At 47.2% G+C, this 20,840-nt stretch carries 11 protein-coding genes; 10 read left to right on the top strand and 1 reads right to left on the bottom strand.

Annotated elements, in window-relative coordinates:
* The first annotated feature begins 130 nt into the window (after positions 1-130).
* The 5 genes from G5B60_RS06165 to G5B60_RS06145 all read left to right on the top strand — a co-directional run bounded on the left by G5B60_RS06165 (position 131) and on the right by G5B60_RS06145 (position 11,667).
* Positions 131-7,906, top strand: a complete 7,776-nt coding sequence (locus G5B60_RS06165; RefSeq protein ID WP_164683229.1) for a GEVED domain-containing protein — start codon at positions 131-133, stop codon at positions 7,904-7,906.
* A 188-nt stretch (positions 7,907-8,094) separates the two neighbouring features.
* A complete protein-coding gene (licT, locus tag G5B60_RS06160; protein WP_164683228.1) occupies positions 8,095-8,931 on the top strand; it encodes a BglG family transcription antiterminator LicT in 837 nt (278 codons plus the stop codon).
* Between the two features lie 90 nt (positions 8,932-9,021).
* Complete coding sequence (locus G5B60_RS06155; RefSeq protein WP_164683227.1) at positions 9,022-9,624, top strand: nitroreductase family protein; 603 nt, start codon at positions 9,022-9,024, stop codon at positions 9,622-9,624.
* 34 nt (positions 9,625-9,658) lie between these two features.
* Positions 9,659-11,065, top strand: coding sequence for a dipeptidase PepV (pepV, locus tag G5B60_RS06150; protein WP_164683226.1), 1,407 nt, complete (start codon positions 9,659-9,661; stop codon positions 11,063-11,065).
* A gap of 11 nt (positions 11,066-11,076) precedes the next feature.
* A complete protein-coding gene (locus G5B60_RS06145; protein ID WP_164683225.1) occupies positions 11,077-11,667 on the top strand; it encodes a uracil-DNA glycosylase family protein in 591 nt (196 codons plus the stop codon).
* 29 nt (positions 11,668-11,696) lie between these two features.
* Here the strand turns inward: G5B60_RS06145 and mnmE are convergent, their stop codons facing one another.
* The gene (gene mnmE / locus G5B60_RS06140; RefSeq protein ID WP_164683224.1) at positions 11,697-13,073 is read right to left on the bottom strand and encodes a tRNA uridine-5-carboxymethylaminomethyl(34) synthesis GTPase MnmE; all 1,377 of its coding nucleotides are present in this window, start codon (positions 13,071-13,073) and stop codon (positions 11,697-11,699) included.
* Positions 13,074-13,322: 249 nt separating this feature from the next.
* On the opposite strand from mnmE, the gene G5B60_RS06135 reads away from it, so the two are divergent.
* The 5 genes from G5B60_RS06135 (at position 13,323) to lpdA (ending at position 20,801) form a co-directional block, all read left to right on the top strand.
* Positions 13,323-15,239, top strand: a complete 1,917-nt coding sequence (locus G5B60_RS06135; RefSeq protein WP_164683223.1) for an ABC-F family ATP-binding cassette domain-containing protein — start codon at positions 13,323-13,325, stop codon at positions 15,237-15,239.
* Positions 15,240-15,442: 203 nt separating this feature from the next.
* The gene (locus G5B60_RS06130) at positions 15,443-16,408 is read left to right on the top strand and encodes a thiamine pyrophosphate-dependent dehydrogenase E1 component subunit alpha (protein WP_164683222.1); all 966 of its coding nucleotides are present in this window, start codon (positions 15,443-15,445) and stop codon (positions 16,406-16,408) included.
* 38 nt (positions 16,409-16,446) lie between these two features.
* Positions 16,447-17,445: an alpha-ketoacid dehydrogenase subunit beta gene (locus G5B60_RS06125; RefSeq protein ID WP_164683221.1), complete on the top strand. Its 999-nt coding sequence runs from the start codon at positions 16,447-16,449 to the stop codon at positions 17,443-17,445.
* A gap of 29 nt (positions 17,446-17,474) precedes the next feature.
* Complete coding sequence (locus G5B60_RS06120) at positions 17,475-18,851, top strand: dihydrolipoamide acetyltransferase (RefSeq protein ID WP_164683220.1); 1,377 nt, start codon at positions 17,475-17,477, stop codon at positions 18,849-18,851.
* Positions 18,852-19,046: 195 nt separating this feature from the next.
* On the top strand, positions 19,047-20,801 hold the full coding sequence (gene lpdA / locus G5B60_RS06115; RefSeq protein ID WP_164683219.1) for a dihydrolipoyl dehydrogenase: 1,755 nt from the start codon (positions 19,047-19,049) through the stop codon (positions 20,799-20,801).
* The last annotated feature ends 39 nt before the right edge of the window (positions 20,802-20,840 follow it).

Raw genomic sequence — 20,840 nt, 5'->3', positions numbered from 1 at the left:
CATTTCGTTTTGTTTTAATAATGTGTTATGTTACAATATGACATATAAACATACCAAAACCAAATGTGATAAAGTACAGATGGCGTTAGGTACGGTGTGTTGGAATAGAAAAGGAAGGATGGCGTTTGACATGAAAACATTTGATCCAAAACGCACGAATTTGAAAAGGCAAGATCACTTTTCAATTCGAAAATTTAAGTATGGCGTAGCCTCTGTTTTGATTGAGACAGGCTTGCTCTTTAGTCCAGGAGTAGTTGCAAAAGCATCTGAAACAACAGCAACATCTAATCCAGAAACTCCAGTTCTTACCGTTGACGATAATGACACAACGACTGCAAGTAGTAGTCAAGAAATTATCGCTGAAGCAACTGAAACAGCAGCTAGCTCATCAACTCCAGCAGCTGAAGTAGCCGATACGACAGCTTCGACCTCAAACGAAGAAACGGCTACTGACACAACGGCGGATAAAAGGCTAGACGCTGAAGTATCTGCTTCAGGTGTTGTGACCTTTACGGATGGCACAGCTGTTCAGACAGTAACCCTTAATGGTGGGGCAACGACTTATCCAGTAGATGGTGGTACTTTTGTCATTACAGGGACAACAGTGTCCTTTATATCTAATGGTACAACGGATGCCACTTACACTGTGACAGTAGAAGCTTACGATGCAGATGGCAATAAAGATACTGAAACCTATAGTGTAACCGCTAAAAAGTCGGAATCTTCTGAAACAACTGCGCTAGAAGCGGAGGAAGTAGCTACCGAAGAGACTGCTACTGAAACCGCTACAGAAACGACAACACTTGAAAATGTAAGCGTTTCTAATGTGCTAAAAGCAGAGGAAGTCACAACAGTGCAGGCTACCATAGAGCAAGACGCTACAGAACAAACCATGGTGGCTCTAGACGCTACAAACGTAATCATGGCTTTAGATGATAGCAATGCGCTAGAAGTAGCCGCTACAAGCGCAACAGCTACAACAAGCAGTGCGACAACATCAGGAACAACGGACAATGACTACCGTACAGATAAGGCAATCATTACAGAAACGGTCGAGGAAATCGCTGCTGTAACAGCCACAAACCCAACACTTAACAATGACCACTATACCAAGTATGCTGACTACAATCTTAACGATTTGAAACAACAAATCGCTTGGCTGAACTTGAATGACGCATCTGTTACCATTACAGACGCAAATGGTAACAGCATTGAGCCAGGTACTGTCAATACTTTGTCTGTTGGTATGACCTTTACTCAGGAACTTGTTCCAGGTTATACGGTTGTTGTGACGGTTACGGGTCTACAACCATTCCAAGCCAGTGATGTTTTCCGTCAACGTTTGATTGATGCTGGGCTTGACCCAGACGATCCAGAGGTTCGTGCAAGAACAGGTTATGACCCAGATGACTACAACCGTTATGCTGTATTGATGAAAGACTCTGACGATAAGAACTACTCAGTAGAAGCACCAGTTATCTTGAGTACTCCAGACTCTTACTCTTCAGCACGTACTTACGGCTATGATACTGGTGACCTTGATGGAGACGGTAACCGTACAGACTGGACAGCAATTGGTGTCGGTAGTCCTACGGGCTCTGTAGTTGGTGGTGACGGTGGTGCTGTCGGTATCCAACTTAACATCAAAGCCTACAATGCCGCAGGTGAGCAAGTACCAGCCAACATTATCATGATGGATAATGAAGAAGCAGGGACCAATGAGTTTACAGCTTACACGACAGATGGTGAAGGTTGGGAGCTTATTTATGAATTGTCAAATGAAAATGTTGTAGGATCTTACACGCCACTAGGTACCCGTCTAGGTCTCTCTGAATATGGAGCGACGATGGGCGTGGACTACTCGCTTCGTTACTTCAAGGACAAAGATGGTCATTACCTTTCTGAAAAATCAGACCCACTAACCACATCTCAAGGTGGTCCAGAGGTTCAAGGGGTAACTGCTGAGAACGCGAAATATTGGGTCAGCCGTGAGTTGACCGACTCTACCGTTCGTGCGCACCAGTTTGTCATTGCCCAAGATGGCAATGAAGAGGAAGACCTGTCTCTCATCGTAACAGATGGTCTTGGTACCCAAGTCTTTGGTCCTGTTTCTAACAAACAAAACACCTATTCTGTACCAATCGTTATGTCACGTAATGCAGAGAACATCGGTCTCTACATCATGTCTACAGGTATGCAGCGTGCTTCTATTGGATTCATCGTTTTGGATACGGGGGATGCGCCAGATAGCTATGGTTCAGCCAGCCACGCCATTACAAACGCTAATGAGTTGCCTTACCTTGGTACAATAAAACCTGACGCTGATAACTACACGAGTACAACTCTTGAAGACGAGACGAAAGTGGGTAGTGGTTGGGTACTTGATGACAATATCAACCCAGTAGAAGATGGCAAAGCTGCCTTTGCCGATGAAGGCAATCTGCAGTTGGTTGGTGAGAGCGAAATCCACAATGGAACAGAGTTGACTCTCCACAAGGCAACAGACGGCACTTATCAGATTAGTGTCCTTGCAACAGCTGGTGACACGTCTGGTGTTGCCTATGTTCACGGTTTCATCGACTTTAACAACAACGGTGTCTTTGACGAGGGTGAAGGTTCTGATATTGTAGAAACGACCAATTCTGAACCCGGTCTTGTGACCTTGACTTGGTCTGACATTTCACAAAGCGTGGACACCAGTGCTACTCAACTGGGATTCCGTGTGCGTATCTCTTCAAACGCCGCAGATATTGCAGAAGCTACAGGTATGGCATTTACCGGTGAAGTGGAAGATAGCACTATCCAACAAACCTTCCCACCACGTGGTTCAAAAGTAACAACAAGTGGTAACAAAGGGGAAACACAAACCAGCCAAGTGACCTTCACTGCTTATGGTCAAATTGACTACGACTTTACAACAGTCAATACGATTGACACAAGTAAGGTCTACAAGCTCGTTGTAGATGGTAATGAAGTAGATGACACCACACTTACTGTTGCTGGACAAGGAACCTACACTCTTAATAACACCACAGGTGAAGTGACCTTTACGCCTGAAGCAGACTTTGTCGGCACAGCTACTGGTATCGTTGTACGTGCTTGGGATAAGAATGGAGCTAGCACAGGCTGGACAGCAGATACGGCTACAAACGGTCTTGAAAATGTCCAACAAATCCAAACAACCTACACCATGGACTCTGTCTACATCCCAACCGTTGTTGCTCCAACCATTTCTGGTAAGGATGTGACCTCTACAGGTCTCCAAAATGTGACACAAACAGGCACACCAACCTTTACCGACTCTAATGGCAATGCTGTAGCTGCTAGCGCTACTTACCCAGCTAAGTTAGTGGATTCAGACGGGAAATTAACTGATTCTATTAGCATCGCTGGTGAGGGAACGTACACTATTGACCCATCAACAGGTGTTGTGACCTTCACCCCAGTAGAAACCTTTACAGGTGTAGCGACAGGTGTTACGGTTCAATTAGAAACTTCTGTAGGTACGGATGAAGATGGCAATGCTGTAACAGCCACAGCGACTGCGACCTACACTCCAACGGTTCTTGCAACAACACCAACTATCGAAGATGTGAACACTGCAGCAACCACTGTTACCGTCGGTGTTCCAACAGAATCAATCGGTATGGTAACAAGCTTGGAAGTGACCTTCCCAGTCTCAACCAATACAGACACCAGCTCAACCACATCTTCTACCGTTTCTGTAACGCTTACTAAAGGCACAGATGGTACTTGGACAGACGCAGATGGCAACACTTACACAGCGACAACAGGTACAGATGGTCTTACTACCTTTACCGTCAAAGTGCCAGCTACAGCAGACTTGCAAGCAACAGGAGACGGCTATACAACCAGCCCAATCACTGTAGAAGCTAGCTACACAGATGGCGCAAATACCACGAAAGCTTCTGCTAAAGATGTCATCACCAACCAAGCGCCAGTGATTACGACTGTAACAGCGGTTAAGGAAATCGAAAAAGGCTCAAGCTTGACCGAAGCGGTTCTTGCAGCCCTCTTTGATGGTGGTAGCGATAAGGAAGATGATACGTCTGCAACGGACAGCAAGACCTCAACAGTGACTTACGTCATTACAGACGCTAGTGGTAGTGTGGTCACCCCTGAACAAGCAGCTGCGAACCCAGGCAACTATACTGTCACAGCTACTATCACTGATTCTGATGGTAAGACAGACACGGCTGTTTCTGTCCTTGTCACAAAAGACACAACAGCACCAACTGTAGATGTTGCGGATGTTCGTACAGATGCGACTGACGTTACATTGACCGTTTCTGATGATGTAACCGAGTTGACCGTGAACTTCCCAGTCTCAAGCAACACAGACACCAGCTCAAGCACCGCTTCAACGGTTGCGGTGACCCTTACTAAGAATGCGGATGGTTCTTACACAGGTAGTAATGGCAATACTTACACCACAACAGCTAACGGAGATGGTACGGTGTCATTGACCGTCAAAGTACCAGCCACAGCGGACTTGCAAGCGACAGGAAATGGCTACACCACTAGCCCAATCACAGTGACTGCTCGTGACGCCGCAGGAAATACTGCTACATCCACAGACATCATCACCAATGAAGCACCAGTCATCACAGCTACTGTAGAGAGCACAACGCTTGCTCAAGGTGACAGTGTCGATGTTGCTGCTAAGTTCACCTCATCAGACCTTGAAGATGACGCATCAGCTACAGACAACAAGACCTCAACTGTTACTTACAGCTTGACTGTGGGCGATACAGTATTGACTGATGAAGCAGCTATCAATGCTTATATCTCAGCTAACCCAGGTACTTACACTGTAGTTGCGACCATTACCGATTCTGATGGTAAGACTGCAACAGCTTCAACCGTATTTACCACAGAAGATAAGTCTGCACCGGTAGTTACAGTAGAAGATGTCAATACTGCTGCTACAGAAGTTGCAGTGAAGGTATCTAGTGATTCAACCAAAGTGGACGTCAACTTCCCAATCTCAACCAATACCGATACCAGCTCGACAACAACTGGAACAACAACCGTAACTCTTACTAAGAACGCAGACGGCTCTTACACAGGTACGGATGGTAACACCTACACACCAGTGGATAATGGTGACGGTACGGTGACATTGACCGTGAAAGTCCCAGCAGAGGCTGACTTGCAAGCGACAGGAGACGGCTACACAACCAGCCCAATCACCTCAACTGCAACAGACGCAGCTGGCAACAGTACGACATCTAGTGATGTGATTTCTAACGAGCCACCTGTTATCACAACTGTAACTCCAACGACAGTTATTGAAAAAGGCAGCACGCCATTGACAGAAGCTCAAATTGCAGCGCTCTTTGATGGCGGTAGCGATAAGGAAGACGATGCCTCAACCACAGACAGCAAGACCTCAACCGTCACATATGTGATGACCGACTCTGAAGGCAATGTTGTCACTCCTGAACAGGTCGCTGCAAACCCAGGTGACTACACAGTGACAGCGACCATCACTGATTCTGACGGTAAGAGCGCAACAGCGACTGCTCTCATCACGACTAAAGATACCACCTCACCAAGTGTGGCAATTGAAAATGTTAGCACAGCCGCTACAGAAGTTGCCGTAACTGTTTCAGATGACGCTGAAAAAGTAGATGTCACCTTCCCAGTATCAACCAACACTGGTACGACATCTACAACAACGGGTACAACAACTGTAACTCTTACCAAGAACACAGATGGTTCTTACACTGGTACTGATGGTAATACTTACACACCAGTAGCTAATGGTGACGGTACGGTGACATTGACGGTTAAAGTCCCAGCAGACGCTGACTTGCAAGCGACAGGCGATGGCTACACAACCAGCCCAATCACCGCAACTGCAACAGACGCAGCCGGCAACAGCACGACATCAAGTGATGTCATCACAAATACGCCACCGGTTATTGAAACCACTGTTCCAGTAACCACCATCACTAAGGGGGCTTCTGTTGATGTGACAAGTCTCTTTGATGGCGGTAGCGATAAAGAAGACGACGCTTCAACCACAGACGCTAAGACTTCAACGGTCACTTACACGGCTGTAGACGCTTCTGGTAATGCCGTAACAGCTTCAAGTGTTGAAGAGTTGAACAGTTACATTTCAGCTAACCCAGGTACTTATGTGGTAACAGCGACTATCACCGATTCAGATGGTCTTACAGACACCGCCACTGCGACTGTTGTGACGACCGCAACAACCGTAACTACCTTCGTAGATGAAGACGGCAACACCGTATCACCAGAAGAAGAAGGTAACCAGCCTAAGAAGGATATCGATGGCTACACTTACATCACAACTAACGTTGACGAAAAAGGTAATGTAGAACACGTTTACGCTAAGACCACAACTTCTTATGTAGACAACAACGGTAACCCAATCGCACCAGATGAAGACGGTACCCAAACGAACAAAGAAATCCCAGGCTACACTTACGTAACCACTAAGACTGAAGGTGGTAAGACCATCCACGTCTACACTCCAGTTGAGGTCACTAAGACTACCTTCGTGGATGAAGACGGCAACACCGTATCACCAGAAGAAGAAGGTAACCAGCCTAAGAAGGATATCGATGGCTACACTTACATCACAACCAACGTTGACGAAAAAGGTAATGTAGAACACGTCTACGCTAAGACAACAACTTCTTATGTAGACAACAACGGTAACCCAATCGCACCAGATGAAGACGGTACCCAAACTAATAAAGATATCCCAGGCTACACTTATGTAACCACTAAGACTGAAGGTGGTAAGACTATCCACGTCTACACTCCAGTTGAGGTCACTAAGACAACCTTCGTAGATGAAGACGGCAACACCGTATCACCAGAAGAAGAAGGTAACAAGCCTAAGAAGGATATCGATGGCTACACTTATGTAACCACTAAGACTGAAGGTGGTAAGACTATCCACGTCTACACTCCAGTTGAGGTCACTAAGACAACCTTCGTAGATGAAGACGGCAACACCGTATCACCAGAAGAAGGTAACAAGCCTAAGAAGGATATCGATGGCTACACTTACATCACAACTAACGTTGACGAAAAAGGTAATGTAGAACACGTCTACGCTAAGACCACAACTTCTTATGTAGACAACAACGGTAACCCAATCGCACCAGATGAAGACGGTACCCAAACTAATAAAGATATCCCAGGCTACACTTATGTAACCACTAAGACTGAAGGTGGTAAGACTATCCACGTCTACACTCCAGTTGAGGTCACTAAGACAACCTTCGTAGATGAAGACGGCAACACCGTATCACCAGAAGAAGAAGGTAACAAGCCTAAGAAGGATATCGATGGCTACACTTACATCACAACTAACGTTGACGAAAAAGGTAATGTAGAACACGTCTACGCTAAGACAACAACTTCTTATGTAGACAACAACGGTAACCCAATCGCACCAGATGAAGACGGTACCCAAACTAATAAAGATATCCCAGGCTACACTTATGTAACCACTAAGACTGAAGGTGGTAAGACAATTCATGTCTACACACCAGTAACACCAGAAACTAAGACAACAACGTCTTATGTAGATGGAGATGGCAACCCAGTTGCACCAAGTGAAGATGGTAACCAGCCAAATAAAGATATCCCAGGTTACAAGTTCATCACTACAACAGTAGATAAAGATGGCAATGTGACTCACATCTACACGAAAGTAGAACCAGCTACGCAAACACCTCCAGCAGCAAAAACTACCACAGCCAAGGCGGAATCCGCTCAATCTGATAAAGCCTTGCCTAAGACAGGTAGCGATAGTGGTATCCTAGCAACCGCTATAGGTAGCGTCCTTTCTGCACTTGGACTTTTCGGAATTGGAAAAGGTCGCAAGAAAGATGATGACTAATTGTCATTAGCCTAGCTTCTATACTAGCAGAGATGTCTCTCATGTGTAGTTGAGAAGAGAACCCTTTAGGGTTCTCTTTTTATGTCGTAAAATCCTTTAACCCATCGAATAATCTGCCTATCTATGCTATAATAGCAAGAGGAACAAGTGGCTGGTTGGTCATGAGGATAAGGAGTACAGTTAGTGCCATGAAGATCGAAAAAGTGTATAATAACAATGTTGTGCAGGCTAAGAGTTCATCTGGTGATGAGATTATCCTCATGGGTGCTGGGCTTGGTTTTCAAAAGCGTGCAGGTGATGAGCTGGACGAGAGTCGGATTGAAAAGACCTTTGTGCTCTATGATAGTGATAAGGTAGAGGACTTTTCACAACTTTATCATACTTTGCCAGAAGCTGAGATTGACCTAGTGCTAGAGTTGATTGCTTATGCCAAGGAGGAGCTTGATGTGACTTTTGAGACTAGCTTTTATATCGGGCTAGCTGATCACATTCACTATGCCATAGAGCGCAATCGCAATAATCTCCCTGTCCAAAATCCGCTGAACTGGGAAATCAGAAAGTTTTATCCCAAAGAGTACCAGTTAGGCAGAAAGGCTGTTCAGATGATTTTTGAGCGTTTGCAGTTGTTACTTCCAGAGGATGAGATTTCCTCTATCGCTCTGCATTTTATCAATGCCCAAAAGGAAAAGTCCATCAGCTCAGAGAGCTATCGGGTGACTAAGATTGTGCGGGATATTCTAGGCATTGTCCGTCTCTACTATGGGCAGGTCACAGACGAGGACTCCATCAGCTACAACCGCTTTGTCACGCATATCCAGTACTTTGCCCAGCGTGTCAGTAGCGGTCTTGTCCAAGGGAAAAACGACAGTTTTCTCTACGAGCAGGTTAAGCTCAACTACCCACAAGCCTTTTCTTGTACGCAAAAGATAAAGGCCTACGTGCTGTCGTCTTATGACTTTGACATGAGCTATGATGAGCAAGTCTACCTCACCATTCACATCGCTCGCTTGGAGACGAGTCCATAAAAGACTTTGTGAAAATGTAACAAAGTGCTGAAAACCATTTCAAAAAATGGTAAAATAGCAGTAGTTATCACTAGAGAGGACGATTTTGCCATGAAGTTTCTGGATTTAAGTAAAAAACGCCGTGCCATTAAGCACTTTAATGAGAAGCCTGTCGATAAAAAGGATGTGCGTACAGCCATTGAAATCGCAAGCCTTTCCCCATCTGCCCACAATATCCAACCGTGGAAGTTTGTGCTGGTTGATAGTAAAAAAGAAGAGCTTGCAGATAGCCTGCCAGCTGCAAACAAGGAGCAAGTCCAGTCAGCAGCTTATGTGATTGCCTTGTTTTCTGACACGGACTTGGAAAAGCGCGCGCGTAAAATCGCCCGCATTGGGCGTAAGGACTTGTCTGATGGACAGCTTAGCTATTTCATGGAGACCATGCCAGCTCGTTTTAAGGGCTTTGATGAGGTGACAAAAGGTGAATATCTAGCGCTCAATGCTGGGCTTGTCGCTATGAACTTGGTGCTTGCGTTGACGGACCAAGGGCTTAGCTCCAACATGATTTTGGGCTTTGACAAGAGCGCGACTAACGCTATTTTGGCGATTGATGAGCGCTTTCGTCCTGAGCTCTTGATAACGGTTGGCTATAGCGACGACAAGCCAGAGCCGACTTACCGCTTGCCAGTGGACGAGATTTTGGAAGAACGCTAAAGCATAGGAAAAAACACACTTGAGAGGAAGAACAATGACAGTAGATTTTAACGCAGAAGTCGAAAAACGTAAAAGTGATATGATGGAGGACTTGTTTAGCCTCTTGCGTATCAACTCAGAGCGTGACGATAGCAAGGCAGACAAGGAACATCCATTTGGACCTGGACCAGTTAAAGCTTTGGAGCATTTCTTGAAAATGGCAGAGCGTGACGGCTATGAAACAGCCAATATCGACAACTACGCTGGGCACTTTACCTTTGGTGAAGGGGACGAAGAACTCGGTATCTTTGCGCACTTGGACGTTGTGCCAGCAGGTAGCGGCTGGGATACAGACCCTTATGAGCCTGTTATCAAGGATGGTCGTCTCTATGCTCGTGGTTCGTCTGACGACAAGGGGCCAACTATGGCTTGCTACTATGGCTTGAAAATCATCAAAGACCTAGGGCTTCCTGTGTCTAAAAAAGTCCGCTTTATCGTGGGGACAGACGAGGAGTCTGGCTGGGGCGATATGGAGTATTACTTTGCCAATAGCGGTTTGAAAAAGCCAGATTTTGGTTTTTCTCCTGACGCTGAGTTTCCTATCATCAATGGGGAAAAAGGAAATATCACAGAGTATCTCCATTTTGCTGGCAAAAATGCTGGTGACTTTACGCTTATCAGCTTTACAGGTGGTTTGCGTGAAAATATGGTACCAGAGTCTGCTACAGCTGTCTTTACAGCAAATAGCAGCCTAGCTGCTCTGCAAAAAGACCTAGAGGCATTTACCAGCCAACATCCAGTCACAGCAGAAGTGAGCGAGGAAAACGGACAGTTCAGCGTGACTGTCTATGGAAAATCAGCTCACGGTTCAACTCCAGAAGAAGGGATTAACGGAGCGACTTATCTCGCTAACTTCCTCAAGGAGTATGCCTTTGAAGGCGCAGCCAAAGACTTTATCGCCCTAACAGCTGACGTTTTACACGACGACTTTGACGGTAAAAAACTAGGTGTTGCCTACACAGACGCTAAGATGGGTGCGCTGTCTATGAATGCTGGTGTCTTTAACTTTGACGCTAATTCTGATGACAATACCATTGCTCTCAACTTCCGCTACCCACAAGGCACAGACGCAAAAACTATCCAAGCAGAACTTGAGAAGCTAGCAGGTGTGACAAAAGTCACTCTGTCTGAACACGAGCACACACCACACTATGTCCCAGTGGATGACCCGTTGGTTGTGACTTTGCTATCTGTTTACGAAAAACAAACAGGGCTCAAAGGACATGAGCAAGTCATCGGTGGCGGTACCTTTGGTCGTCTCCTAGAGCGTGGTGTCGCTTACGGTGCTATGTTCCCAGACTATGTCAATACCATGCACCAAGCCAATGAATTTGCTGACGTTGAGGATCTCTACCGTGCAGCGGCTATCTACGCCGAAGCTATCTACGAGCTCATCAAGTAAAGGAGCGACTTATGGTGTTTGAGACGATTGAGGAGATAAGGACTGCCATTATGGCAGATGAGGCAAATCAAGCCTACACCAAAGCTGGTATCGAGCCACTCTTTGCCGCACCCACGACAGCTAAAATCAATATCATTGGACAAGCTCCAGGACTCAAGACCCAAGAAGCAGGGCTCTACTGGAAGGACAAGTCAGGGGACCGTCTGCGGGACTGGCTGGGTGTGGATGAGGAGACCTTTTACCAGTCGGACAAGATTGCTGTCATTCCTATGGACTTTTACTATCCAGGAAAGGGCAAGTCTGGCGACTTACCGCCTCGGGTTGGCTTTGCTAAAAAATGGCACCCGCAGATTTTACGTTTGCTGCCAGACATTGAGCTGACCTTGCTCATCGGAAGCTACGCTCAGCACTACTATCTGCACCAGAAAAGCTCGGTCAAACTGACAGATAATGTCCGCCAGTTTCGAGATTTCCTCCCAGACTTTTTCCCAATCGTTCACCCCTCACCGAGAAATCAAATCTGGCAAAAAAAGAACCCTTGGTTTGCGACAGAAGTGCTGCCAGAGCTAAAGGAACGTGTGACCAAGATTTTAGAGGACTAAAAAGACACTGCTTAGGCAGTGTCTTTTTGCTATTTACCAAGGCAAAATTGGCTAAAGAGCTGGGTGATGAGCTCGTCTGGTGCAGCGTCTCCTGTAATCTCGCCCAAAATCTCCCAACAGCGGGTCATATCGACTTGGAGCAGGTCAACAGGCATACCTAGCTCCAAACCTTCATTGACAGACTTGAGACTGTCAAGCGCATTCTCAATCAGTGAGATGTGGCGGGCGTTGGAGAGGTAGGTGGCGTCTTTTTCGACCGCCTCAGCATTGTCAAAGAAGAGTTGATTGATACGTTCTTCGATTTTGTCGATATTTTGGTTGTTGAGGACGGAGATAGGGATGACGTCCTCAGGCAGTTGGTCACGCTCAATAGCTTCCGGAAGGTCGGTTTTATTGAGCAAAATGATACGGTTGGTCATGTCACTCAAAGCTAGCAAATCTCTATCCTGCTGGGTGAGTGCTTCTGCGCTGTTGAGCACAAGGAGGATAAGGTCAGCTTCGCTTAGTGCTTTTCTGGAGCGTTCAACCCCAATCTTTTCAACGACATCATCAGTCTCACGGATACCAGCAGTATCGATGAGTTTTAGCGGCACGCCCTTGATATTGACATACTCCTCGATGACATCTCGTGTCGTCCCCTCAATATCTGTGACAATGGCTTTGTCCTCACGCAGGAGATTATTGAGCAGGCTTGACTTGCCGACATTTGGGCGTCCGATGATAGCAGTAGACAAGCCCTCACGCAGAATCTTGCCACGTCTAGCCGTTTTGAGGAGGTTTTCAAGGAGGGTTTGAAATTCCTTGGTCTTTTCACGCATGAGAGCAGTGGTCATCTCCTCGACGTCGTCATACTCTGGGTAGTCGATATTGACCTCGACTTGAGCGAGAGTGTTGAGGATTTCCTGACGGGTGTTGTTAATCAAGTCTTTGAGGGAGCCGTCCAGCTGTTTGACGGCGATATTCATGGCTTTATCGGTCTTTGCTCGGATGATGTCCATTACCGCCTCGGCTTGCGTTAGATCCATGCGACCGTTGAGAAAGGCACGCTTGGTAAACTCACCAGGCTCTGCCATGCGTGCGCCAGAGCGTAGCACGAGCTGCAGGATTTCATTGGTCACAGCGATACCGCCGTGGGTGTTAATCTCAACGACAGTCTCACGGGTGAAAGTCTTTGGGGCGTGCATGACGCCGACCATGACCTCATCGAGCACTTCGTCTCGCTCTGGATCGATGATATGCCCGTAGTTGAGCGTGTGGCTGGCGACATTCGCCAAGTCCTTTCCTTTAAAAATACGCTTGCTGATGGTAATAGCGTCGCTTCCTGAGATACGAACGATACCAATCGCCCCCTCACCAAGCGGCGTTGAGATAGCAGCGATAGTATCAAAATCTTTTGTAATTGGCATAAGCTCTTCCTTTGTCATCTTTTTTCAGTTCTTTCATTATACCACTTTTAGAGGGGAATGTAATCTAGCAAAAATCGTGGTAAAAGAAGCGGAAAATACTAGGTGTACATAAATAAATATGTAGCATTGTAAGAAGGTTTTCCTTTTTTAGCTCAAAAAATCAAATAAGGAAGGCTGTGAGCATTTTCTATCATAGCAACAATTTTCCCCCACTAGCCTATACGCTAGCAAATATGCTATAATAAGACCATGATTATACTACAGGGAAACAAGCTAGAGCGCTCATTTTCAGGTGATGTGCTTTTTGATAATATTTCGATTCAGGTGGATGAGCGTGACCGGATTGCGCTTGTCGGGCGTAACGGTGCGGGCAAGTCGACTCTGCTCAAGATTTTAGTTGGTGAGGAGGCACCAACATCTGGTGAGATTAACACCAAAAAAGATTTGAGTCTCTCTTATTTGGCGCAGGATAGTCGCTTTGAGTCCAGCAATACCATCTTTGAGGAGATGCTTTTGGTTTTTGACGATTTGCGTCAGATGGAAAAGCGCTTGCGCAGCATGGAGATGCAAATGGCAGAGCTCTCTGGAGCGGAGCTAGAGCAGCTCATGTCAGCTTACGACCAGCTGTCTGAGGATTTTCGCAAAAAAGGTGGCTTTAGCTACGAGTCGGATGTCAAGGCGATTTTGAACGGCTTTAAGTTTGACGAGAGCATGTGGCAGATGCCTATTTCTGAGCTGTCTGGTGGGCAAAACACCCGCCTAGCTCTTGCTAAGATGTTGCTTGAGAAGCCAGAGCTTTTGGTGCTGGATGAGCCGACCAACCACCTTGACATTGAGACTATCGCTTGGCTGGAAAATTACCTGACCAACTATCAAGGCGCTCTTATCATCGTCAGTCACGACCGCTATTTTCTGGATAAGGTCGCAACCGTGACTTATGATTTGACGCCGCATTCGCTAGACCGCTATGTGGGCAATTACTCGCAGTTTATGGACTTGAAGGCAGAAAAGCTTGCCACCGAGGCGAAAAACTACGAAAAGCAAGCCAAGGAAATTGCTAAATTAGAGGACTTTGTCAACCGCAATATCGTCCGAGCCTCAACGACCAAGCGAGCGCAGGCAAGACGCAAGCAGTTAGAAAAAATGGAGCGCCTCGACAAGCCACAAAGCGCTCAAAAGTCAGCCCACATGACCTTTCACGCTGGTAAGGTCTCGGGCAACGTCGTCCTCACTGTCGAGGATGCGGCTATCGGCTACGACGGCGAGATTTTAGCTGAGCCGATTGACCTTGCGGTGAAAAAGTTTGACGCTATCGCTATCGTTGGACCAAACGGTGTCGGCAAATCAACCTTTATCAAGTCGGTTGTGGGGCAGATTCCTTTTATCAAAGGGCAGGCGAGCTACGGTGCTAATGTCGAGACTGGCTACTATGACCAGAACCAAACCAACCTCACCAGAACCAACACAGTGCTCGATGAGCTGTGGAATGCCTTTCCAACGACACCAGAAGTGGAGATTCGCAACCGTCTGGGTGCCTTTCTCTTTTCCGGTGATGACGTCAAAAAGTCTATCAGTATGCTGTCTGGTGGCGAGCGAGCTCGTGTTTTGCTGGCTAAGCTCTCCATGGAGGACAATAACTTTCTCATACTGGATGAGCCGACCAACCACCTAGACATCGACAGCAAGGAAGTTCTGGAGAATGCTCTGATTGACTTTGATGGGACACTACTTTTTGTCAGTCACGACCGCTACTTCATCAACCGTGTGGCGACCAAGGTGCTGGAGATTTCAGAGGATGGCTCGACCCTTTACTTAGGCGACTATGACTACTATGTGACCAAAAAAGCTGAACTTGAGGAATTGCAGCGCTTAGAGGAGGAAAAAACTACTCCAAAAGACGAGCCAAAACCGTCAGCTGGCGCTATGGACTACCAAGCGCAAAAGACCAACCAGAAAGAGCAACGCAAGCTCAAACGCCGAGTTGAGCAAATCGAAGCCGAGCTAGAGGGCGTTGAGGATAAGCAAGCAAGCGTCACCGAGCGCATGCACACCACCAACGACACGACCGAGCTCATGGATTTGCAGGCAGAGCTTGACGAGCTGACGCAAAAAAGCGAAGCCCTTATGCTCGAGTGGGAAGAGCTCAGCGAACAGCTAGAAGACTAGATGAAAACACCTCAAGGAGGTGTTTTTTTGCTAGCATAAACTTTGTGAAAAAACGAACGAGACAAGCATTAAAAAGCTCATTGTAGCGCTAGTTGAAAGCGAGTTCAATTGCTTGCAGTTTGTGAAAAAAAACGATAAAATGAAAGCAATCAAGAGATTGATAAAAGGTTATCAGTTTAGGAAAAACAGTTAGGAGGCTCGCTATGAGTTTATCAAAAGAAGATTACTTGGATATGTTTTTGAAAATGCAACGTATCCGTGATATAGATATGACCTTTAATAAATTGGTGCGCCGTGGCTTTGTGCAGGGCATGACGCACTTTTCAGTTGGTGAGGAGGCAGCTTCAGTTGGGGCTATTCATGCGCTGACAGATGAGGACATCATCTTTTCAAACCACCGTGGACACGGGCAAACCATCGCTAAGGGCATTGACATCGGCGGCATGTTTGCTGAGCTTGCTGGCAAGGCGACAGGAACGTCCAAAGGGCGTGGTGGCTCTATGCACCTTGCAAACATCGAAAAAGGCAACTACGGTACCAACGGTATCGTTGGGGGTGGCTACGCCCTAGCCGTTGGAGCTGCGCTGACACAGCAGTATGAAAATACAGGCAATATCGTGGTGGCTTTTTCGGGTGATTCTGCGACCAACGAAGGGTCTTTCCATGAGTCGGTCAATCTAGCTGCCGTTTGGAATTTGCCGGTGATTTTCTTTATCATCAATAATCGCTACGGTATCTCGACAGACATCAGCTACTCGACGAAAATCCCTCACCTCTATCTGCGTGCGGATGCTTACGGCATTCCTGGGCATTATGTCGAGGATGGCAATGACGTCATCGCTGTCTACGACAAGATGAAAGAAGTGGTGGATTCTGTGCGTGCGGGCAATGGTCCAGCTATTATCGAAGTGGAGTCTTACCGTTGGTTTGGGCATTCAACAGCGGACGCTGGCGCTTATCGCTCAAAAGAAGAGGTCGAAGAATGGAAAGCTAAAGACCCGCTCAAAAAATACCGCAAGTATCTGCTTGACAACGCTATCGCAACAGAAGAAGAGCTGGACGCTATTGTCAGCCAAGTCAAGGAAGAAGTCGAGCAGGGCGTTACCTTTGCCCAAGACAGTCCCTACCCAGACTTGTCCGTTGCTTTTGAGGATGTCTATGTGGACTAATCATTACCAGCTAGAAATTAAAAGATGTGGAGGAAATCATGACAGAAACAAAAGTAATGGCTTTGCGTGAAGCGATTAACCTTGCTATGAGCGAGGAAATGCGAAAAGACGACAAGGTATTTTTGATGGGTGAGGATGTCGGTATCTACGGTGGTGACTTTGGGACTTCCGTTGGTATGCTGGCTGAGTTTGGCGACAAGCGTGTGCGTGATACACCGATTTCAGAGGCAGCGATTGCAGGGGCTGCCATCGGTGCTGCACAGACAGGATTGCGCCCGATTGTGGATCTGACCTTTATGGACTTTGTGACTATTGCCATGGACGCTATTGTCAATCAAGGGGCTAAGACCAACTACATGTTTGGTGGCGGCTTAAAGACGCCAGTTACTTTCCGTATGGCGTCTGGTGGGGGAATTGGCTCCGCTGCTCAGCATTCTCAGTCGCTAGAAGCGTGGCTGACTCACATCCCAGGGCTAAAAGTGGTCGCACCAGGGACAGTCAATGACGCTAAAGCCCTTCTAAAATCCTCTATTCTGGACAACAACCCTGTTATTTTCCTAGAACCAAAGGCGCTTTATGGTAAGAAAGAAGAGGTCAATCTCGACCCCGACTTTTACCTGCCGCTTGGCAAGGGCGACATCAAGCGTGAGGGGACTGATGTGACCGTTGTCTCTTATGGTCGCATGCTGGAGCGTGTGCTTCAAGCAGCAGACGAGCTGGCAGCGGACGGTATCAATGTCGAGGTCGTTGACCCACGTACGCTTATCCCGCTTGACAAAGAGCTTATTATTAACTCGGTCAAGAAAACAGGCAAGCTTCTCCTTGTCAACGACGCTTACAAGACAGGTGGCTTTATCGGCGAAATCGCTGCGCAAATAGCTGAAAGTGAAGCCTTTGATTATCTCGACTATCCTATCGTGCGCCTAGCTAGCGAGGATGTGCCAGTGCCTTACTCACGTGTGTTAGAAGAAGCTATCCTGCCTGATGTGCCTAAGATTAAAGACGCCATTTACAAAATGATGGCAAAGGGAAAATGAGTCTGACAGAAAGGAGCACAAAGTAGAATATGGCTGTCGAAATTATAATGCCAAAGCTCGGTGTGGACATGCAAGAAGGCGAAATCATCGAGTGGAAAAAACAAGAGGGCGATGTGGTGAGTGAAGGCGATATCCTCCTTGAAATCATGTCGGACAAGACCAATATGGAGCTAGAAGCTGAGGATTCTGGTGTTTTGATTAAGATTGTCCATGGCAATGGCGATGTCGTGCCTGTCACAGAAGTCATCGGCTATCTAGGGGCTGAGGGCGAAGTGGTCGCAGAAAAGACTACAACCCAAGCGCCAGCTCAGCCTACACCACAAGAACAGGTAAAATCAGCGCCTGCTAATGAGCCAGTTCAAGAAGTGGCTATCAAGCGTTCAGCAGGTGAAAAGGTTCGTGCCACGCCAGCCGCACGTGCCACCGCTCGCAAGCTCGGACTTGACCTTGAGGTTATCCCAGGCAGTGGTGCCAAGGGACGCATTCACAAAGACGACGTTGATAACTTCAAGGGTGCACAGCCTAAGGTCAGTCCACTGGCAGCTAAGATTGCGCTTGACCACGGACTGGACCTAGCAACCATCACAGGTACAGGGACTAATGGCAAGATTATGAAAGCAGATGTTCTAGCTGCCATTAAGCCAGCTGTGGCTGAACAAGCAGCGCCAGCACCAGCGATTGAGGAAAAACCAGCCTTGCCTGAGGGCGTTGAAATCATCAAGATGAGTGCTATGCGTAAGGCGATTGCAAAAGGCATGACCCATTCTTACCTGACGGCACCGACCTTTACGCTCAACTATGACATTGACATGACCAATCTTATTGCCCTGCGTAAGCAAGTCATTGAGCCTATCATGAATAAGACCGGCAACAAAGTGACCTTTACCGATTTGATTGGGCTTGCGGTGGTTAAGACGCTGATGAAGCCAGAGCACCGCTATCTAAACGCCTCTCTCATCAATGACGCTCAAGAAATCGAGCTGCACCAGTTTGTCAATCTGGGAATTGCTGTTGGACTTGATGATGGTTTGGTCGTGCCAGTTGTGCATGGTGCGGACAAGATGAGCCTGTCTGAGTTTGTCACAGCCTCAAAAGACGTTATCAAAAAAGCACAGACCGGCAAGCTAAAAGCTGCTGAAATGTCTGGTTCAACCTTCTCTATTACCAACCTTGGTATGTTTGGCACCAAGAGCTTTAACCCAATCATCAATCAGCCAAACTCAGCTATCCTAGGGGTAGCAGGGACCGTGCCAACGCCTGTAGCGCTTGACGGTGAAGTCGTTATCCGACCAATCATGGCAATGTGCCTGACCATCGACCACCGTATCGTTGACGGCATGAACGGCGCCAAATTCATGGTTGACCTCAAAAACCTACTCGAAAACCCAATGGAACTACTGATATAAGAGCGTAAAAAACGAAGAAAAAATAGGAAAGCGGCGCAGGGACTGCAAGTCCCAAGACGACTTTATCTTTTTTCCAAAGTGTTTCGAGCAAACTCAGTTGTTTTTTGAAAAATGGGAAAACAAAAAAAGTTTACATAAATATAAGTTTGTGAACATCTATTTCAAACGATTATCATAAAAAGAATAGGAGACATCATGGCAGTTGAAGTGATTATGCCAAAACTCGGGGTGGATATGCAGGAAGGCGAGATCCTCGAGTGGAAAAAACAAGAAGGTGATGTGGTCAACGAGGGCGACATTCTCCTTGAGATCATGTCGGACAAGACAAATATGGAGCTTGAGGCAGAGGACTCAGGTGTGCTTTTGAAAATTGTGCACCAAGCAGGTGAGACGGTGCCTGTCACCGAGGTTATCGCCTACATCGGTGCCGAGGGCGAGAGTGTAGAAGCGCCAAGCGCAAGTGCGATTATCACTGCAGCAGACGGTCAGTCTGTCACAGCACCAGCACAACCAAGTAAAGAAGCCGTCGCAGAAGTGGCAGCCCAGCCAAAAGAAGCGCTCGGTGCGGATGAGTACGATATCGTGGTCGTCGGCGGTGGTCCTGCTGGTTACTACGCAGCCATCCGTGGCGCTCAGTTGGGTGGCAAGATTGCCATCGTCGAAAAGTCAGAGTTTGGTGGCACCTGCCTCAACAAAGGCTGTATTCCAACCAAGACTTACCTCAAAAACGCAGAGATTCTCGATGGTCTGAAAATTGCAGCGGGTCGTGGAATTAACCTCGCCTCAACCAACTACAGCATTGATATGGACAAGACTGTAGCTTTCAAAGACGGTGTGGTTAAGACCTTGACCGGCGGTGTGCGTGGGCTTTTGAAAGCCAATAAGGTCGAGATTTTCAACGGTTTGGGGCAAGTCAACCCAGACAAGACCGTAGTTATCGGTGATAAGGTCATCAAAGGACGCCATATCATCCTTGCCACAGGCTCAAAAGTCTCTCGTATCAACATCCCAGGTATCGACTCACCGCTTGTCCTCACATCTGACGATATCCTTGACTTGAAAGAAATCCCAAGTTCACTGGCTGTTATCGGTGGTGGCGTTGTCGGGGTTGAGCTGGGGTTGGTTTATGCGGCTTACGGCACAGAAGTGACCGTTATTGAGATGGCAGACCGTATCATTCCCGCTATGGACAAGGAAGTGTCGCTTGAGCTTCAACGTATCCTCGCTAAAAAGCACGGCATGAAGTTCTTGACCTCTACTTCTCTAAGCGAAATTGTCGAGCACGGCAACCAGCTGACACTGAAATTAGCGGACGGTACTGAAATTGTCGCTGACAAGGCACTGCTTTCTATCGGTCGTGTGCCACAGCTCAAGGGGCTTGAAAATCTTGACCTTGAGCTTGAGCGTGGACGTATCAAGGTCGACGCTTACCAAGAAACATCTATCAAGGGTATCTACGCCCCAGGTGATGTCAACGGTACCAAAATGCTTGCCCACGCTGCTTATCGTATGGGTGAGATTGCGGCTGAAAATGCGCTGCGTGGCAATACAAGAAAAGCCCACCTCGACTTCACACCAGCAGCTGTTTACACCCACCCAGAAGTGGCAATGGTCGGCTTGACCGAAGACCAAGCCCGTGAGCAGTACGGCGAGATTTTGGTCGGCAAAAATAGCTTTGCCGGAAACGGTCGTGCCATCGCTTCAAACGAAGCAGAAGGCTTTGTCAAAGTCATCTCCGAGCCAAAATACCACGAAATCCTAGGTGTCCACATCATCGGACCAGCTGCCGCTGAAATCATCAACGAAGCAGCCACCATCATGGAAATGGAGCTCACCATCGACGAGGTTGCCCAATCCATCCACGGACACCCAACCTTTTCAGAAGTTCTCTACGAAGCCGTTATGGACGTCCTTGGCGAAGCCATTCATAACCCACCAAAACGTAAATAATGATAAACAAATAGAAGCCTGATTAAGGGCTTCTATTTG

Source organism: Streptococcus hyointestinalis, from assembly GCF_011039275.1.
Taxonomy (GTDB): domain Bacteria; phylum Bacillota; class Bacilli; order Lactobacillales; family Streptococcaceae; genus Streptococcus; species Streptococcus hyointestinalis_A.
The sequence above is the reverse complement of the archived record's forward strand: the minus strand, read 5'-3'. Positions and strand labels throughout refer to the sequence as shown.